The organism is Rhodococcus koreensis, assembly GCF_017068375.1.
In the GTDB taxonomy this organism is placed as follows: domain Bacteria; phylum Actinomycetota; class Actinomycetes; order Mycobacteriales; family Mycobacteriaceae; genus Rhodococcus_F; species Rhodococcus_F koreensis.
Genome location: NZ_CP070610.1, coordinates 69,755 through 87,877 on the forward strand (window position 1 = coordinate 69,755; position 18,123 = coordinate 87,877).

The 18,123-nt window shown below is 64.8% G+C and carries 17 protein-coding genes and 1 pseudogene; 15 read left to right on the forward strand and 3 right to left on the reverse strand.

Going from position 1 to position 18,123, the window contains the following annotated elements; all coding sequences use genetic code 11:
- The first annotated feature begins 223 nt into the window (after positions 1-223).
- The 5 genes from JWS14_RS41335 to JWS14_RS41355 all read left to right on the forward strand — a co-directional run bounded on the left by JWS14_RS41335 (position 224) and on the right by JWS14_RS41355 (position 5,017).
- Positions 224-1,102, forward strand: a complete 879-nt coding sequence (locus JWS14_RS41335) for an acetaldehyde dehydrogenase (acetylating) (protein ID WP_095869883.1) — start codon at positions 224-226, stop codon at positions 1,100-1,102.
- The gene (gene dmpG / locus JWS14_RS41340) at positions 1,099-2,130 is read left to right on the forward strand and encodes a 4-hydroxy-2-oxovalerate aldolase (RefSeq protein ID WP_095869882.1); all 1,032 of its coding nucleotides are present in this window, start codon (positions 1,099-1,101) and stop codon (positions 2,128-2,130) included. The genes JWS14_RS41335 and dmpG overlap by 4 nt, the downstream gene beginning before the upstream one ends.
- Positions 2,131-2,259: 129 nt before the next feature.
- Complete coding sequence (locus JWS14_RS41345) at positions 2,260-3,729, forward strand: aldehyde dehydrogenase (protein ID WP_095869881.1); 1,470 nt, start codon at positions 2,260-2,262, stop codon at positions 3,727-3,729.
- 77 nt (positions 3,730-3,806) lie between these two features.
- Complete coding sequence (locus tag JWS14_RS41350; protein ID WP_095869880.1) at positions 3,807-4,559, forward strand: SDR family NAD(P)-dependent oxidoreductase; 753 nt, start codon at positions 3,807-3,809, stop codon at positions 4,557-4,559.
- A 29-nt stretch (positions 4,560-4,588) separates the two neighbouring features.
- Positions 4,589-5,017 (forward strand): tautomerase family protein, encoded by a 429-nt coding sequence (locus JWS14_RS41355; RefSeq protein WP_095869879.1) that lies wholly within the window; start codon positions 4,589-4,591, stop codon positions 5,015-5,017.
- Here JWS14_RS41355 and JWS14_RS41360 read toward each other — a convergent pair.
- The gene (locus JWS14_RS41360) at positions 5,014-5,160 is read right to left on the reverse strand and encodes a hypothetical protein (RefSeq protein WP_179443365.1); all 147 of its coding nucleotides are present in this window, start codon (positions 5,158-5,160) and stop codon (positions 5,014-5,016) included. The two genes, JWS14_RS41355 and JWS14_RS41360, sit on opposite strands and share 4 nt — an antisense overlap.
- Positions 5,161-5,242: 82 nt before the next feature.
- Entirely contained in the window at positions 5,243-6,277 is a 1,035-nt protein-coding gene (locus JWS14_RS41365; RefSeq protein WP_241031734.1) for a porin PorA family protein, read from the reverse strand.
- Between the two features lie 731 nt (positions 6,278-7,008).
- Here JWS14_RS41365 and JWS14_RS41370 point away from each other — a divergent pair.
- The 4 genes from JWS14_RS41370 (at position 7,009) to JWS14_RS41385 (ending at position 12,403) form a co-directional block, all read left to right on the forward strand.
- On the forward strand, positions 7,009-8,190 hold the full coding sequence (locus JWS14_RS41370; RefSeq protein ID WP_095869876.1) for a thiolase family protein: 1,182 nt from the start codon (positions 7,009-7,011) through the stop codon (positions 8,188-8,190).
- Positions 8,191-8,714: 524 nt separating this feature from the next.
- On the forward strand, positions 8,715-9,800 hold the full coding sequence (locus JWS14_RS41375; RefSeq protein WP_095869875.1) for a VOC family protein: 1,086 nt from the start codon (positions 8,715-8,717) through the stop codon (positions 9,798-9,800).
- 254 nt (positions 9,801-10,054) lie between these two features.
- Positions 10,055-11,269 (forward strand): cytochrome P450, encoded by a 1,215-nt coding sequence (locus tag JWS14_RS41380; RefSeq protein ID WP_095869874.1) that lies wholly within the window; start codon positions 10,055-10,057, stop codon positions 11,267-11,269.
- A 96-nt stretch (positions 11,270-11,365) separates the two neighbouring features.
- Positions 11,366-12,403, forward strand: coding sequence for an NADH:ubiquinone reductase (Na(+)-transporting) subunit F (locus JWS14_RS41385; protein ID WP_095869873.1), 1,038 nt, complete (start codon positions 11,366-11,368; stop codon positions 12,401-12,403).
- A 112-nt stretch (positions 12,404-12,515) separates the two neighbouring features.
- On the opposite strand, the gene JWS14_RS41390 is transcribed toward JWS14_RS41385, so the two are convergent.
- The gene (locus tag JWS14_RS41390; RefSeq protein ID WP_206016346.1) at positions 12,516-13,514 is read right to left on the reverse strand and encodes an AraC family transcriptional regulator; all 999 of its coding nucleotides are present in this window, start codon (positions 13,512-13,514) and stop codon (positions 12,516-12,518) included.
- Between the two features lie 162 nt (positions 13,515-13,676).
- Here JWS14_RS41390 and JWS14_RS41395 point away from each other — a divergent pair, with 162 nt between their 5' ends.
- From JWS14_RS41395 to JWS14_RS41420, 6 genes and pseudogenes are all read left to right on the forward strand, one after another.
- Positions 13,677-14,990 carry a cytochrome P450 gene (locus JWS14_RS41395; RefSeq protein ID WP_095869872.1) on the forward strand — a complete coding sequence of 438 codons (1,314 nt, stop codon included), beginning with the start codon at positions 13,677-13,679 and terminating at the stop codon, positions 14,988-14,990.
- Positions 14,991-15,014: 24 nt separating this feature from the next.
- Positions 15,015-15,326 carry an EthD family reductase gene (locus JWS14_RS41400; protein WP_095869871.1) on the forward strand — a complete coding sequence of 104 codons (312 nt, stop codon included), beginning with the start codon at positions 15,015-15,017 and terminating at the stop codon, positions 15,324-15,326.
- 82 nt (positions 15,327-15,408) lie between these two features.
- A complete protein-coding gene (locus JWS14_RS41405) occupies positions 15,409-15,732 on the forward strand; it encodes a 2Fe-2S iron-sulfur cluster-binding protein (protein ID WP_095869870.1) in 324 nt (107 codons plus the stop codon).
- Complete coding sequence (locus JWS14_RS41410) at positions 15,729-17,009, forward strand: NAD(P)/FAD-dependent oxidoreductase (protein WP_206016347.1); 1,281 nt, start codon at positions 15,729-15,731, stop codon at positions 17,007-17,009. The genes JWS14_RS41405 and JWS14_RS41410 overlap by 4 nt, the downstream gene beginning before the upstream one ends.
- Positions 17,006-17,637, forward strand: a pseudogene (locus JWS14_RS41415) (MBL fold metallo-hydrolase). Before JWS14_RS41410 ends, JWS14_RS41415 begins: the two are co-directional and overlap by 4 nt.
- A gap of 71 nt (positions 17,638-17,708) precedes the next feature.
- Positions 17,709-17,936 carry a DUF3263 domain-containing protein gene (locus tag JWS14_RS41420; protein WP_095869868.1) on the forward strand — a complete coding sequence of 76 codons (228 nt, stop codon included), beginning with the start codon at positions 17,709-17,711 and terminating at the stop codon, positions 17,934-17,936.
- The last annotated feature ends 187 nt before the right edge of the window (positions 17,937-18,123 follow it).

An 18,123-nucleotide genomic window follows, 5' to 3' on the forward strand; every position in this document is an offset into this window, starting at 1 on the left:
CCGCTCGCTCTCGCCAGGTCTCTCGTTTAACCGACTCGACCGCCGCTCGAGAAGGGGTGCTGTTCGGTTATTCCGACCATGCACGCCCGCACCCGGGTTTCAGTGGTTACCTCGAGGAGGACTTCGGTGAAGTACGCGCGCAGAACGCCACGCGCGGTATGCCACCGCGTTGACAACGCACCAAGTTCTGTCCCTATAGGCAGATATGAGCGAGAGGCACACAATGAGTCGCAAGAGCGCCGCGATTATCGGCTCCGGCAACATCGGTACAGACTTGATGTACAAGCTGCTGCGGTCGCAGACGATCGAACCCCGATACATGATCGGTATCGACCCGGACAGCGAAGGATTGGCCCGGGCCCGACAGGAAGGCCTCGAAGCCTCCGCCGGCGGACTCGACTGGCTGCTCGCTCAGCCGGAACTGCCGGACTTCGTCTTCGAAGCGACCTCGGCGAAGATCCACGCCGCCGCGGCGCCCCGCTACGCCGAGGCCGGGATCACCGCGATCGACCTCACCCCGGCCTCCGTCGGCCCGTATGTGGTCCCCGCGGTCAACCTCGACGCGCACCTGAGCGCCCCCAACGTGAACATGGTCAGCTGCGCCGGCCAGGCCACCATCCCCATCCTCTACGCCATCAACGAGGTCGCCGACGCCTCCTACGGCGAGATCGTCGCCGCCATCGCCTCCCACAGCGCCGGTCCCGGCACCCGCCAGAACCTCAGCGAATTCAGCGAAAAGACCGGGAAGGCCCTCGCCCAGGTGGCCGGCGCCGACCATGCCAAGGCGATCTCGGTGATCAACCCGGCCGAGCCGCCGATGAACATGCGCGACACCGTCTACGCCAAGGTCCGCAACCCCGACCCGGCCGCCATCGAGCGTGCCGTCATCGACATGGTCGCCAAGGTCCAGCAGTACGTCCCCGGCTACTCGCTACGTCTGGTCGACGTCGACGGCGACCTGGTCACCGTCATGCTCGAGGTCGTCGGCGCCGGCGACTACCTGCCCACCTACGCCGGCAACCTCGACATCATCACCGCCGCCGCCGTCCAGGTCGCCGACGTCATGGCCCAGCAGAACCTCGTCCAGGGAGCAGCACAGTGAGTAAGAAAGTCACGATCGTCGACACCACCTTGCGGGACGGCATGTCCTCCGTCTCGCACCAGTTCACCCCGCAGAACGTGGCCGACATCGCCCGCGGGCTCGACAAGGCCGGAGTGTCGACCATCGAAGTCGCGCACGGGATCGGTCTCGGCGCCTCGTCCATCCAGTACGGGTTCGCCGCCGCCACCGACCCGGACTACGTCCGCGCCGCCGTCGACGCCGTCGAGAACGCCGACATCGCCGCCCTGTACGTCCCCGGCATCGCGACCCTCGCCGAACTGCAGAAAGCCATCGACGCCGGCATCAAGACCGTCCGCATCGCGGTGCACTGCACCGAGGCCGACTGCGGGCAGCAACCCGTCGAGTGGGCCAAAGAACAGGGCCTGAACGTGATGACGTTCCTGATGATGAGCCACAAACTCGAAGCCGAGCCGCTGGCCGAGCAGGCCGCCAAACTCGACTCCTACGGCGCCGACGTCGTCTACGTCGTCGACTCCGCCGGCGCTATGGTGCCCCGGCACGCCGGAGACCGGGTTGCCGCCCTGCGGCAGGCGATCACCGCGGACATCGGGTTCCACGCCCACAACAACCTCGGCGTCGGCATCGCGAATGCGCTCACCGCCGCCGAAAACGGGGCTACCTTCATCGACGGGTCCCTGCGCGGGCTCGGCGCGAGTGCCGGCAACGCGCAGACCGAGGTCCTCGCCGCCGCCTTCGAACGGGCGGGCTGGGACACCGGGGTCGACCTGTTCACGCTGATCGACACCGCCGAACACGTCGTCGCACCGCTGATGAAAGAACCGCAGATCGTCGACGAGACCGCCCTGATCCTCGGATACGCCGGTGTGTACTCCACGTTCTTCCACCCCACCAAGCGGGCCGCCAAGAAGTTCGGAGTCCCCGCCCGCGACATCCTCATGGAACTCGGACGTCGCGGGGTCATCGGCGGTCAGGAAGACATGATCATCGACGTCGCCTCCGAACTCGCCGGCCGCACCTACGAGACCCCGGCACTGGCTCGTTTATGACATGGCCCATGGCAAACACCGGTCGTAGGCTCGTAGGTCACAGGAGCCGGAATATGACACCGCACATCGCTGCGCCGACGGCAGGTCGAGAAATCAACGCCGTCCCGACCTGATCCCACAGGAGAAGACATGACTGCAGTACCCGGAATAAGCGACGTCAAACACCTCATCGGTGGTGACTGGCGTCCCGCCTCGGACGGTGCGACGTTCGAAACCCGCGACCCGCACGACGACTCGCTTCTCGGCAACGTTGCCCGAGGAACTGCCGCCGACGGCGCCGACGCCATCACCGCGGCGCGCAAGGCGTTCGACGAAGGTCCCTGGCCGCGGATGTCGCCGAAAGAACGGGCGAAGATCCTGCACGCCGTCGCCGACAAGGTCGACGAACATCGTGAGGAACTGTCCCTGCTCGAAACGCGGGACGGCGGCAAGGGAATCAACCAGGCACAACACGCCGAGATCCCCCGAGTCGCGCACAACCTTCGGTTCTTCGCCGACTACGTGGCGATGGCCGCCAACGAGGCGTACCCGGACGGCGACCTACTGTCCTACACCCTGTATCCACCGGCCGGTGTCGTCTCCGCGATCAGCCCCTGGAATGCACCCTTGATGCTCGCGACGTGGAAGATTGCACCCGCGTTGGCGTTCGGCAACACCACGGTCCTCAAACCCGCACCCCAGACACCACTGACCGCCAACCGGTTCGCGCAACTCGCCCTCGAAGCCGGCCTGCCCGAGGGCGTGCTCAATGTGGTGCACGGATTCGGCGGCGAGGCCGTCGCAGGCCCGCTCACCTCGGATCCACGTGTCGATCGGATCACCTTCACCGGTTCGAGCGCCACCGGGGTGAGGATTCTGCAAGCAGCCGCACCCAACCACACCCCCGTGTCCGCGGAAATGGGCGGCAAGTCCGCGAACATCGTCTTCGCCGACGCCGACCTCGACGTGGCTGTGCCGATGTCGATCCGGGCGATCTTCGGCGGCAACGGGCAGGTGTGCCTGTCCGGGTCGCGTCTGCTGGTACAGAATTCGATCATGGGCGAGTTCCTCGACCGGTTCACCGAGGAGGCGAAGAAACTCACTGTCGGAGACCCGAAAGACCCGGCCAACTTCCTCGGCCCGCTGATCGAGCAGAAGCACCTCGAGAAGGTGCACGGCTACGTCGAACTGGCGCAGGAGGAGGGCGGCAAGGTCGTCACCGGTGGGTCGCGGCTCACCGACGATGCGCGGGCGAAAGGATTCTACTACCCGCCGACGGTGATCACCGGGCTCACCAACGACTCGCGCACCGCGCGCGAGGAAATCTTCGGTCCCGTCGAGACCGTGCTCGGATTCGACACCGAAGACGAGGCACTGCGCATCGCCAACGACTCGCCGTACGGTCTGGCAGGAATTCTGTTCACCGATAACCTCAACCGCGCGCACCGCATGGCGGCACGGTGGAAGGCCGGCACGGTGTGGATCAACACGTTCTTCGAACGTGACCTTCGGTTGCCGTTCGGTGGTGAAGGCAGCAGCGGTCTCGGCCGTGAGGGCGGCCAGTACTCCCGCGAATTCTTCACCGAGCCACGGGCCGTCACCATCCGCCTGCGAAGCTGATCACCTGTCGACCACGTGCGGCCGGAGCGGAATCCCACCGCTCCGGCCGCACGTCTTTCCCCGAGGAGAGCCCTGCCGTGACTACACCCGATCTGTGCGTCGTCGTCGGCGCGACCGGTGCGATGGGCACCGATATCACCCTGCGCTTGGCCCGCCGCGGGCTGCGCGTCCTCGCGGTCGCCCGCAGCGGCGACGACCTCGAGAAACTTACCGCAGCCGACGAGCGCATCATTCCCTGCATTGCTGACATCGCCGACGACAGCGCGATCGAATCGATCTCCGCGCAGGTAGATTCGCCTGTGCGTATGGCGCTGTTCGCCGCCGGCCTGCCGGTGCGAGGATCCGCCGACACCATCCAACCCGGCGACCTGGCCATGGCGACGAACATCAAGGTGGGCGGTCTCGTCCGTCTGTTGCACGCGGTCCGCGGCCATCTCGTGGACGGTTCCCGCTTCGTCACCATCGCCGGCTCCCTGGGTCTCGAACCCGGTCCGCTCGATGCCGTGCCCGGTACGGCGAACGCGGCCGTCCTCAACCTGATGCGCCAACTCAGTGCACTGTACGGGCCCAGAGGCGTCACCACACATACGATCGCGCCCGGACCGGTGGACACGCCACGGCTCCGTGCCTTCATCGACACCGAGGCCACGGAAACCGGACGGGATCCGGAACAGATCTGGGAGCGGTACCGCGCCAAGACCACCCTCGGACGGTTGCCCACCCTGGAAGAGATCGGCTGGGTCGTCGAAACGCTGCTCGCTCCCGAGGCCGCGGTCCTGCACGGCTCGGTGATCAATGTCGACGCCGGAACCCGCCACGGAATCGCCTGACCACCACCCACTGAAAGGACCCGCAACCCATGCCTGTCGCACACTTTCATCTCGCCGACGGCGCCTACCCCGCCGAGCAGCACCGAGAACTGCTCACCGCGGCGAGTCGGTGCTATTCCGAGGCCCTCGACTCCCCGATTGAACGGGTCCGCGTCTTCATCGTCCGCTACCGTCCCGACGATGTCGCGGTCGCGGGGACCACCGTTGCAGAGGGTGCCCCTGCAGCGCCGTACTTCACGGCGATCGTGCTCGCCGGCCGCCCCGCCCGTCAGCGACAGGAACTTGCCGTGCGGTTCACCGATCTGATCGTCGATGTTCTCGGCGCCCAGCGCTCGCTCGTGCGGGGGCAGGTCATCGAGGTGGACCCGGCGAACTGGACGATCGCGGGTAACCCTGCCGCTACGATCCGCGCCGGGGAGATCGCTAGGCGCGCCGGCGGGGCGCAGACTCCGAACTAGCCGATCTCCCACCCTGCCCGAGCGGCGAGACGGTCATCGGCGCCGAACACGAGGTGATCGATTTCGCGGGTCGCCTCCACCGCCTGCACCGCCTGCGAATGGAGCGCCTGGGTACGGCAGTGCTGTACCCAGGCGCTCCGCATGGCTCAGGAGACTGACCGTTGCGGGCCGAATTACCAGGTCGGTCGGATCTTCCGGCCCTCTGCATGGCCCCATCTCGGGTGGCTAGCGGACTGGCGTCTCCTCGTGTGAGACGGGCGCCAGGGCGGCCGGACGTGGACCGCGGCGGAGGAAGCCGGCTGCGAGCGCCAGCACTCCCAGCACCAGCAGGACGAGGGGTGCGATCACGCTGATCAGATTGAGCTGAGTACTTGTTTTCTCCGCTGCCGCCGCGGCATCCGCGATCGACTGGTCGGTGAGCGCGGTGTCGATCGACATGACCGGCGTGAGGGGAAGCAACCGGCCGTTGACGTCGATGTTGGCGATGATCTGCTGGCTGAGGTTCGCGTCGATCGGCGTGCCCAGGGTTTGGTCCGCGGCGAGGTTGATCCGGTTGACCGCGGTGTAGCTGAACGGGACGGGATCGGGAAGCTGCTCGAGTGCGCCACCGAGGCTTTGCTGCACGTCCGGCGGCAGCAGTGGCGTAAGAGAGCTGACCAGCGCCTTGGGCAGTGCTGGCGGTAGCGTGCCCGCTATGGCGGGATCGCTCAGCGCCCCCTTTACCTCGACCGTGTAGTTGAGAACGTCACGCCCGGACACTGTGCCCGAGTCGACGTACGTCATGGGGACTGTCGTCTTCGTGGCTGAATCGTAGTAGCGGTAACTCGCCGACGGGTCGGGGTGCAGTGGCAGGGCGATGGTCATTCCGCTGTGTGGTTCCACACCGTCTTGCGGTTGCCCGGTCGCCGCGTCCATCGTCTTTCGATCGACGGCGTAGGTGTGGTTGGACGGGACCGCCTGGCCGGCCACCTCGAGGGTGACGTCGTCGTGTGCCACTGCGGTGTCACCATCGGTGCTGGATACGTAGATGTGACGGTTGATGGTCACGGGAACACCCGAGGCAATGACGTTGGGGATGTCCCCGGCTTGTAGCGCTTGAGCATTGAGCAATGTGCCGGTGCCTTCGTACACCGGGTTGACGTCGAGGTCACCGGGCAGCTTCGAGAGTGAGGGCACCAGCACGAACCGTAGAAGGGCTGCTAGGGCGATGAACGCTACTCCTAGTGCCACAAGAATTTTCGAAGATCGTCTGACAAGCATCGACCGTTCCTTCGTGTACTCGTTCGGTAGATGAGGGGCGTATTCAAGAAGGCGTTGGACGGACGCGGCAAACACGTGCGACCCCATTCGATCGTGTTGCAGCTGCGGACCGCGTTCTGTCGGTACGCCGGGATACCTCACCCGTGATGGTCACCGCGGAACACTGCCGAGGATCGGCCGATGTCGTCCAGGGTCGTTCGCATATTCCGATCAAATCGGCACAGCGCGACAGCCATTGCTGTGATGCCGGACACAACAACTCGATGTTTGTGATCGAGCGAACAGCGGTCAGGCGTACATGCCCGATCGTTTCCACGGTGCGAACAACCGGGGCCCTTACCGATGCTGTTGTTCCGATATCCCGACTCAGGCACTTCCCGCCCGGTTCGCGCCGCACACTGAGCGACCGGTAGCTAGGTAATCCTGAGTTCGCCAGTGAGGGGAGGCCGTTCGTGGACAGGTTCGATACAGCGATCATCGAGTTCGCGTGCCAGTGGTTGCCGTATGGCACCCCACCATCCGACGAGCTCATCACCCGGTTCGGAATGACGACTGGGAGGTACGAACAACAGCTCGCGCGGATCCTCGACGACTATCCATTCCAGTTGCCTGTCGAAGACAGACGACGACTCTGGCTGCAGTTGGCCGAAACCCGACAATACCCATAGCGGCAGGGGCCCCGATCCCCCGACGAATCCCTCATCCAATCCATTTGAAAGAACAGGTTTTCCATGAATTCTGTTGAACCGATCGTCGTTGTCGACGGCGCGAGGACCCCGATCGGCAGCTTCGGTGGCGCGTTCAAGGACGTGCCCGCCCACGAACTCGGTGCCACCGCCGTCAAGGCCGCGCTGGAGCGTGCCGGCGTGCCGGGCGGCGATATCGACGAGGTGGTGATGGGCTGCATCGGTCAGGTCGGACCGGACGCCTACAACGCCCGCCGCGTCGCCCTCGCCGCCGGACTTCCCGAGAAGACCCCCGCATATACCGTCAACCGGCTGTGCGGGTCCGGTCTGCAGGCCGTGTGGTCGGCGGCGCAGCAGATGCGCTGGGGTGGGGTGGACTTCGCCCTCGCCGGCGGCGACGAGAGCATGTCGCGGATGCCGTTCTACGACTTCTCCGCCCGCTCCGGCTACAAGCTCGGCGACCGCACGCTCGTCGACGGCACGGTCGCGATTCTGACCGACCCGTTCGGTGGGGTGCACATGGGCCGCACCGCGGAGGCCGTCGCCCGCAAGTACGACGTGAGCCGCCGGCAGCAGGACGAGTTCGCCGTCGAATCCCAGCGCCGCGCCGCCTCCGAGGCCGCGAAGGCCGCGTTCGCCGAGGAAATCACCCCGGTCGAGATCGGGGGCCGCCGCCCGAAGACGATCGACGTCGACGAGCACCCCAAGCCCGACACCACCCTCGAGACCCTGGCGAAGCTGCGGCCGGCGTTCGAGGAGGGCGGCTCGGTGACCGCGGGCAACGCGTCCGGGATCAACGACGGCGCCGCGGCCCTGGTTCTGGCGACGCAGTCCGCCGCGCAGGAGAAGGGTCTGACCGGGCTGGTCACGCTGGAGGCCGTCGCGACCGCGGCGATGGACCCGAGCCTGATGGGGTACGCCCCCGTTTTGGCGCTGGCGAACCTGTTCGAGCAGACCGGCACCACCCCCGGCGACATCGACGTGATCGAGCTGAACGAGGCGTTCGCGTCGCAGGCGGTCGCGGTGATCCGGGACGCGAAGCTGAACCCGGAGAAGACCAACCCGTACGGCGGCGCGATCGCGCTGGGTCACCCGGTCGGCGCGACCGGAGCCATCCTGAGCCTGCGCCTCGCGAAGGACCTCGTGCGCCGCGACCTCGAACTCGGCATCGTCACCATGTGCATCGGCGGCGGCCAGGCCCTCGCCGCACTCTTCCGGCGCATCTAGAACCAGTGCGGGAGGGCATACGCCCCCGAACTCCTGAGCGCGAGGATACGGGCCACGGACTTCAATCCGCGATGGGCGATGGGCGGAGAAACCTCGGCGAGGCGCGCGAGCGCCTCAGCCCTTCCTCGCCCGCGTAGCGAACTCGGTGGACAACCGGAACCAGGCTCGGCTGTACGCGCGGACTGCTGTTGCGAGTGGGGTCATCTGTGCTACCGGGCCCGGGAGGCCAGAAAACGCAATCTAGCGCCGCGGACATCCGCGCTACGCAGAGTTGCCCAATCTCCGAACTATGACGAGGTGATTTTCGTCGCTTGTTCGGCAATTCTGGATTGTGTAGCGGACAGCGGGTGATTCGGATCATGCTCGTGACATCGGACACAAGCTGATACCTAATCGGCAAGCACCCGAAGCGCCAGACAACGCCACTCCGCACTGGTCCCGGTCGCCGGTGGGGCACCCCACCTCACGGCGCGGGCGGTCAGCGGACACTGCCGATCTCAGGCAGGCAACAAAGGAGACGACCTATGAGTGACCCTCGGTTCGAGATTTCCCATCTCGCCCGTGCCGAACTGCTGAGCCCCAAGCCGCAGGAGACGGTGGACTTCTTCACCAAGTTCCTCGGGATGTACATCACCCACACCGAGGGGCAGTCGGTCTACCTGCGCGCCTATGAAGACCCCTATCAGTGGAGCCTGAAGGTCACCGAATCCACCCAGGCCGGACTCGGCCACGCCGCGCTGCGCACCAGCTCCCCGGAAGCGCTCGAACGCCGGGCAGCCTCGCTCAAGGACGCCAACGTCGACGGAGCGTGGCGCGAGAGCGACTTCGGGTACGGCAAGACCTTCACCTACCAGTCCCCGGACGGGCACAACCTGGAATTGCTGTGGGAGGTCGAGAAGTACCAGGCCCCGCCGGAGCTGCAGTCCAAGATCCTTACCCGCCCGTCGAAGAGACCGCTGCAGGGCATCCCCGTCAAGCGCATCGACCACCTGAACTTGCTCGCCAGCGACGTCAGCGCGGTGAAGAACTCCTTCGAGCGCCACCTCGGGTTCCGGACCACCGAACGCGTCGTCGACGGTGACACCGAAATCGGTGCGTGGATGAGTTCGAACATCCTCGGCCATGAGGTGGCATGTTTGCGGGACGCGCAGGGTGAACGGGGCAAGATGCACCACCTCGCGTTCTATTACGGCACCGGCCAGCACAACATCGATGCGGTGGAGATGTTCCGCGACTACGACATTCGGATCGAAGCCGGCCCCGACAAGCATGGCATCACCCAGGCGCAGTTCCTCTACGTCTTCGAACCCGGCGGCAACCGCATCGAGCTGTTCGGTGAGGTCGGGTACCTGCATCTCGATCCCGACGGTGAGACCAAGACCTGGCAGATGTCCGACATCGGCACCGGGCTGGCGATCGGCGGGACGAAGCTTCCGTGGGAGACCTACTTCACCTACGGCACCCCGAGCCCGCTCTCGCTCGATCAGCACATCGAGAAGTATGCGCACTTCGGCCCCGGCGGCCCCGGCCCCGACGCGGCGGCAGCTGAGCAGGCGGTCCCGGACGAGATCGACCAGTCCCGCGCCGTCGCCGGCGCTCCGGCGTCCTGATACGCACGTGGGTGTGACCGGAGTTCTGGTCACACCCACGTGATCCACCTCGGTGTGCCGATAAGCGGCACAACTTCTTTGGACTCGCGAGGGCTGGATCACACACTGTTCGGCGGGGCTGTGCAGGTCGGGATCGTCGATCGACGCCACCGCACCTCACACCTGAACCCATCCACTTTCGCTCGGTCGTCGGTTCACACGAGTGAATCAGCGCGAGTCCCCACTGCACGCGGGCCCGAAGCAGAAGGAGCACCATGACTTCCACCCAGAGTTTTATCGACGAGATCACGATCGAAGAGCTCGAGACCGACCCCTATCCGTTCTACGAGCGTCTGAGGAAAGAGGCCCCTGTAGCCTTCGTCCCGGCGCTGGGCATGTACATCGTGTCGACGAAGGAACTGTGCGCCGACATCGCCAAGGACGCCGAGAACTGGCCGGCCGTCATCTCTGCGGCCGGAGGCCGCACCTTCGGACCCGGCGCACTGCTCAACACGAACGGCGACGAACACCGCAAGCTGCGGGACATGGTCGAACCGCACCTGCAGCCCTCAGCGGTCGACAAGTACATCGATAATCTGGTGCGCCCCTTCGCACGTCAGCGACTCGCCGAGATCGAGAACGACGGAAGCGCCGACATCGTGGCTGCGTACTGTGAGCCGGTCAGTGTTCGTGCTCTCGGCGATCTCCTCGGACTCGATGACGTCAGCACCGACAAGCTTCGCGAATGGTTCCACAAGCTGAGCGTGTCCTTCACCAACGCCGCGGTCGACGAGAACGGCGAATTCGCCAACCCGGACGGGTTCATCCCCGGCGACGAGGCCAAGGCCGAGATCATCGCCCACGTCGATCCGAAGATCGACAAGTGGATCAAGGAACCCGATCACACCGCGATCTCCCACTGGCTGCACGACGGTATGCCCGAAGGGCAGACCCGCAGCCGCGATGTCATCTACCCCAACCTGTACGTCTTCCTCCTCGGAGCGATGCAGGAGCCGGGGCACGCGATGGCGACCACGCTGGCAGGACTGTTCACCAAGCCCGAACAGCTCGAACGTGTCGTCGACGACCCGGCGTTGATCCCCCGGGCGGTCTCGGAAGGCATGCGCTGGGTGGCGCCGATCTGGTCTGCCGTGGTCAAGCGCGCCGCGCACGAGGTCGAGGTCGGTGGCGTGACACTGCCGGAGGGGTCGATCGTGATGCTCTCCTATGGCTCGGCCAACCAGGACGAGAACGCCTACAACGCCCCGACTGAATTCGATATCGATCGGGCCCTGCTTCCGAACATGACATTCGGTGGCGGAAAGCACGCCTGCGCGGGTACCTATTTCGCTAACTCGGTTATCCGGATCGGCCTGGAGGAACTGCTCGAGTCCATTCCGAACCTGGAACGCGACGAGGCTCACGAGGTCGATTTCTGGGGTTGGGGTTTCCGTGGACCGAAGCAGTTGTTCGTTAAATGGGAAGTGTAACGGAATCATATTTCCCGAGGTCCGAAGTGTCCGGTCCGGAGATTAATGGATCGGGCACTTCGGGAGCATTTTTATTGGATTGGAGCACTGCCGGAAATGGCTAATAACTACACGGTCCGTATCCAGGGTAAGAATTCGGACATCACCGTTGCCGAAGACCAATCCATCCTCGATGCGGCGCTGCGGGCGAACGAATGGCTTCCGCACTCGTGCACCCAGGGCACCTGCGGCACCTGCAAGCTCAAGGTGCTGTGCGGGGAGGTACGCCACAACGAATCCCCCGAGTACACCCTGACCAAGGACGAGCGCGCCGAAGGTTTGGCTCTCGGCTGTATGGCGACCCCCTGCTCCGATCTGACGGTCGAACCGATCGGCGGAGCCGGGGACGACGGAATCCCGCACTTCCCACTGCGTGATTACGAGGGGACGGTGTCGGTACTCGAGGACATCGCTGCGAATACCCGGCGGCTGGTGGTCGAGGTGGATACGCCGATGCTGTTCAATGCCGGTCAGTACGTCGAGTTGATCGTCCCCGGGCACAACGTCGGCCGGCAGTACTCGCTGGCCAATCCGCCGACGGAGACGCGGAACCTGGAATTCCACGTCAAACTCACGACCGGGGGTCTGGCCACGGATGGGTGGATTTTCGGGCCGATGCAGGTCGGTGACCGCATCTCTCTGCGTGGGCCGTTGGGCCAGTTCAACCTGGTCAAACAGCAGGACGAGGCCGCGATCTTGATCGGCGGTGGGACCGGATTGGCGCCGTTGAAGTCGATCGTCCAGCATGCGCTGGCCGAGCGCCTGGTTCCGGAGTTGTATCTCTACCACGGCGGACGCCGCCAGGAGGATCTGTACGACGTCGACTTCTTCCGTGGCCTCGCACAGGAGCATGAGCACTTTCACTACCGCCCCGCGCTGAGCGAGGAACAGTGGGACGGGGCCATGGGCATGGTGACCGATGTGGTGCTTGACGACTTCTCGTCGTGCAAGGGCATGAGCGCCTACCTGTGCGGACCGCCGGCAATGGTCGAGGCTGCGGTCAAGGCCCTCAAGCGACGTCGGATGGCGCCCCGGCTGATCTTCCGTGAAGAGTTCACGATCGCCGCACCGAACCTGGCCGCCGTGGGGCAGTAGCCACGACGCGCCCTACCCCTCCGGATCAAGACGTTGGCGCTGACGGATCCGGACGGCACCGATCCCGCGGAAGTGAATGGACACGATCACTTCCGCGGGATCGTCGTCTCTGCTACCGGAACGGCACCGTGCGCAGGTCCTCCGACGGACTCACTCCGAAGGTCTCCTTATACTCTCCGGCGAACCGGCCGACGTGCAGGAACCCCCACCGCTGTGCGATCTCGGTGACACCTTCGTTCGCCGGGTCCGCCTTGAGCAGGTCTTTGCGCGCCTTCTGCATGCGGATGATCTTCAGCTGCCGCATCGGCGTCGTACCCAACGAGTTCTGGAACCCGACCTGCAGGGACCGCACACTCACCCCGACGTTCTTGGCGACCTGCGCCACCGTTAGGGGCTGCTGCGCGTGCGCCTCGAGGTAGTCGACGGCGAGCCGGACAATTCCTGGCAGGGCGGGCTTGGGTTCGTACAGCCTTGCCCTGTAGTCGTGTTCGGCCGCGACGAGAAGCCCGCTCATCAAGCACTCGGCCATCGGCGTCGAGACGATGGGATGCAGCGCCAACGCCTCGGGACTGTCGAGTTGATGAGACAGACCTTCGACCAGTGAGAGCCATTGACGGCCGACGACGGTGTCCAGATCGAGGTCCATGCCGAAGACGATCGGGTCGACGATCTCCGTCCCCAACCGTGCCGCGAGTTGATCCTCGAGTGCCCGGCGATCGATCTTCAGGGCCAGCACCGGGGTCGGATAGGGCGAGGCCCACCCACGCAGCAGGGTCCGTTGGTCGCACCGGTAGACCGCGGCGCGGTGGGGGGTCGCCACGGTCCGGGCACGACCCGACCCGGTGACCAACTCCCCCCGCATCGGGATGTTCACCTGATAGGAGTCGCGCAACTCGTTGGTGAAGATTTCCACCTCGGTCGAATAATCCAGCCGGCCGAGCGTGACGGGACCGAACGAGGCTGCAGTCATTCGCATCTGAAAAATATGCTCGTCCCCGAGGACGCGAACCTCATGGGGATAGTAGAGATCGCTGCCGATGGCCCGCGCCTCGTCGATATCGTCGGAAAGAAACGTCTTTGTGCCGTTTCCGCGATCCGGGTCTTCGCTCATCTACTTTGTCGGTCTCTCTGGTCTGACTAAATCGAGAACGATTCAGTTATTGCGCCAATTGGCTATATTGTTGCGCTCACAGGATAGCGCGTCATGTGACCTGAATCATACGCTCATGAGGAATCACTCAACAGCTCCTATATCCAAATTTGGAGGAGACGAATGACCGTCGATCACGCGCCGGAAGGCGTGAAAAGCCCGACCGGATGCCCCGTTTCAGGTATGGCGGCAGGCTTCGATCCGTTCCAGGGCGCCTACCAGGTCGATCCATCCTCGTCGCTGCGGGACGCCCGCAAAGAAGAGCCGGTGTTCTACAGTCCACTGCTCGACTACTGGGTGGTCACGCGCTATGAGGACATCAAGCAGATCTTCAAGACACCGTCGGTGTTCTCCCCGTCGATCACTCTCGACCAGATCACCCCGATCAGTGACGAGGCGCTGCAGATCCTCGGCAGCTATCAGTTCGCTCCCGGCCCGACCATCGTGAACGAGGACGAGCCGATCCACACCGAACGTCGCCGACTGCTGCTGCAGCCGTTCGAAGCCGAAAACGTCGCCACCCTCGAACCGAAGATCCGCGAGGTCGTCAACACCTACCTGGACCGGGTCATCAAGGATGGCCGGGCCGACCTGATCGGCGATCTGCTCTACGAAGTTCCCTGCATCGTCGCGCTCATCTTCCTCGGCGTGCCCGACGAGGACATCGAGACCTGCCGCCACTTCGGGATGCAGCAGACCCTGTTCACCTGGGGACACCCCACCGGAGACGAACAAACTCGAGTCGCTACCGGGATGGGGAAGTTCTGGGAATTCGCCGGCGGCCTGGTCGACAAACTCAAGGCCGACCCGAATGCGAAGGGGTGGATCCCCCATGCGATCGAGATGCAGCGGCAGCACCCCGACCTCTTCGACGACAACTACCTGCAGAACATCATGATGAGTGGTGTGGTGGCCGCGCACGAAACCACCACCAACGCCACCGGTAACGCGTTCCGCACCCTGCTCGAGAACCGCAGCTCCTGGGAAGAAATCTGCGCCGACCCCACGCTGATCCCCAAGGCTATCGAGGAATGCCTCCGCTACAGCGGATCCGTCGTTGCCTGGCGCCGCAAGGCCGTGGTGGACACCACTGTCGGCGGAGTCGATATCCCGGCCGGCGGTCGACTGCTGATCGTCATGGCGTCGGCGAACCGCGACGACTCGATGTTCCCCGAGCCCGACGACTTCGACATCCATCGAGGAAACGCACGGCGCCACTTGACGTTCGGCATCGGCAGCCACACCTGCCTGGGCGCGACGCTGGCTCGGTTGGAGATGAAGGTCTTCCTCGAAGAGGTCTCGCGACGCCTGCCGCACATGTCACTCGTTGCTGGACAGGAGTTCTCCTATCTTCCCAACACCTCGTTCCGGGGGCCCGAGCACGTGTTGGTCGAGTGGGATCCCCAGCAGAATCCTGTGCCCGTCGACCGGCCCTGACCGACCCCAACGAAACGAGACTCCATGTACCGCGTCACCATCGTCTACAACCAGCCCGCCGACCCGGCCGCCTTCGACGAGCACTACAGCTCCAAGCATTTGCCTCTGGTGCAGCAGATCCCGAGCGTCAAGCGGTTCGCCGCAGGCAAGTGTGAATCTCTCGACGGCAATCCCCCCTCGGCGTATGCGCTCGCGCAGCTGTACTTCGAGAGCAAAGAAGAGGCCGGGCAGGCATTCGCCTCCCCTGAGGGACAGAATGCCGCCGCCGACGTCGCGAACTTCGCCTCCGGCGGAGTGACGATGCTGTTCAGCGACGAAGAGACTGTTCTGCCGTGAGTCGGCGGTGGGGTGCCGGCTCGACTGCCGGCACCCCACCTGAGTTCGTCATTACTGCACTATCCGTGAAAGAGAGATAGACGTGCCTACCGTCACCTACGTTCACCCTGATGGAACCAAGCATGAGGTCGAGGTTGCTACCGGCAAAAGGGTCATGCACGGCGCCATCGGCGCCGGAATCGACGGCATCGTCGCCGAATGCGGCGGCCAGGCCATGTGCGCGACGTGTCACGTCTACGTGGAGAGCCCCTGGGCGGACAAGTTTCCCTCGATCTCCGAGGAAGAAGACGAGATGCTCGACGACACCGTCAGCCCCCGCACCGATGCCAGTCGCCTGTCCTGCCAGCTCGTGGTCGGCGACGACGTCGACGGCCTGATCGTCCGGCTTCCGGAGGAGCAGGTATGAGTGTCGACCGCATCGTCATCATCGGTTCCGGGCAGGCCGGATTCGAGGCAGCCGTCAGTCTGCGCAGTCACGGATTTGCCGGATCGATCACCCTGGTCGGTGACGAGCCGGGTGTGCCCTATCAGAGGCCACCGTTGTCGAAGGCGTACCTGCACTGTGACCCTGATCGGGATTCCCTTGCGCTGCGTCCGGCCCAGTACTTCGAGGACCACCGGATCACGCTCGCGTGCGGTAAGCCCGTCGTCCGCGTCGATCGGGATGCGCAACTGGTGGAGCTGATCGATGCCACCGTCATCGAGTACGACCATCTGATCCTGGCGACCGGTGCCCGCAACCGGCTCCTGCCGGTCCCCGGTGCCGACCTTCCCGGTGTGCACTACCTGCGTACCGCCGGCGAAGCAGAGTCCCTCACCTCGAGCATGGCCTCGTGCTCGTCGCTGGTCGTGATCGGGGCCGGCTTCATCGGTCTCGAGGTTGCCGCAGCGGCCCGTAAGAAGGGCCTCGACGTGACCGTCGTCGAGGCGATGGATCGGCCGATGGCCCGCGCACTGTCGCCGGTGATGTCGGACTACTTCTCCGCGGCGCACACCGAACACGGTGTGCACATGCGGCTGTCGACAGGCGCGAAGACGGTCTTCGAAGCCGACGGCCGAGCAGCGGGGGTCACCACTACGTCCGGCGACGTCATACCCGCCGACGCAGTCGTCGTGGGTATCGGTGTCGTACCCAACATCGAGCTCGCCGTCCTGGCGGGCCTGCCCGTCAACAACGGCATCGTCGTCGACGAGTACCTTCGCACACCCGACGAGAACATCTCTGCGATCGGTGACTGCGCCGCCTACCCGATTCCGGGAACAGCCCGTTTGGTGCGACTCGAATCCGTACAGAATGCGGTCGATCAGGCCCGCTGCCTCGCCGCTCAGCTCACCGGAACCAGCATCAACTACCGGAGTGTGCCGTGGTTCTGGTCCGAGCAGTACGAATCGAAACTGCAGATGGCTGGGCTGACCGCGGGCGCGGACACCCACGTGGTTCGCGGTTCCGTCGACAGCGGGGCGTTTTCCATCTTCTGCTTCCTCGGCACCCGGTTGCTCGGAGTCGAGTCGGTCAACAAGCCCCGCGACCACATGACGGCACGAAAGATCCTTTCCAGCGGTATGCCGCTCACCCTGGAACAGGCAGCCGACACGGACTTCGATCTCAAACTGGCGATCGCCCGACACAAGGACGAGGTTGCTTCGGCCGAAGTCGGCGAGCGTCAGGTGGTGGCCTCATGAGCGGAAGGTTTCGGATACAGCGGGTCGTCACCGAGGGAACATTCGCCCTCGACGGCGGAGAGTGGAACGTCGACAACAACATCTGGCTGATCGGTGACGACCCCGACGTCGTGATCGTCGACGCCGCCCACGCCGCGCAGCCGATCATCGATGCGGTCGGGGACCGGCACGTGAACGCCGTGATCTGCACGCACGGTCACAACGACCACGTCACCGTCGCCCCCGAACTGGCCGAGCGCGTGCACGCCCCGGTGCTGCTGCACCCCGGCGACGACGTGCTGTGGAAGATGAGCCACCCCGACGCCAATTACTGGCATCTCGAGGACGAACAGCGATCGCCATCGCGGGCACCGAGATCCAGGTGATCCACTCGCCCGGTCACTCGCCCGGGTCGGTGTGCCTGTACCTGCCCGAGGCCGGGGCACTGTTCTCCGGCGACACCCTGTTCTCGGGTGGCCCCGGCGCCACGGGCCGGTCGTACTCGGATTTCCCGACCATCATCGGGTCGATCCGCGACCGGCTGTTCACTCTTCCCGAAGAAACACTCGTCCATACCGGTCACGGTGACGGAACCACGATCGGCACCGAGGCCCCACACCTCGCCGAATGGATCGCGCGAGGACAGTAAGCAAACCGGAGTTCCCATGGTGTGCCGCATCACGACGCACTCTGTCATCCACCTCTCAAGCAGGAGACGTTATGAATTCGGAAGAGGCAGCCATGCTCGAACTGGCCCGAATTTGGGCACCCTACGGGGGTGCTCAACCGGGCGACATCCTCGTCGAGTTCGGCATCAGCCCAGCAACATTCTACGCGAGGATCACCCGAATCCTGCGCACCATCGCGCTACGGAACATGCCGCTCGCCGAGCGACATCTGATCCAGGAGAACGCGGCACGCTACTCCGTTAGTCCTGTCTCCGTGTAGGAGCGGGAAGATGGAGACACGTCACCACCCGTCGCGGTTGGACCGCCGCAACAATCCCGGGTTCGCACGCGGCGCGCGCGAAGGGCGTTCAGCGGACGCGGAAGAGGCACCACCGGTGAAGCACCAGTCAAATTCGGAACGCGGCAGCGGTGACGGACAGGACCTCGGTCCGAGTCTCCTTTACGCG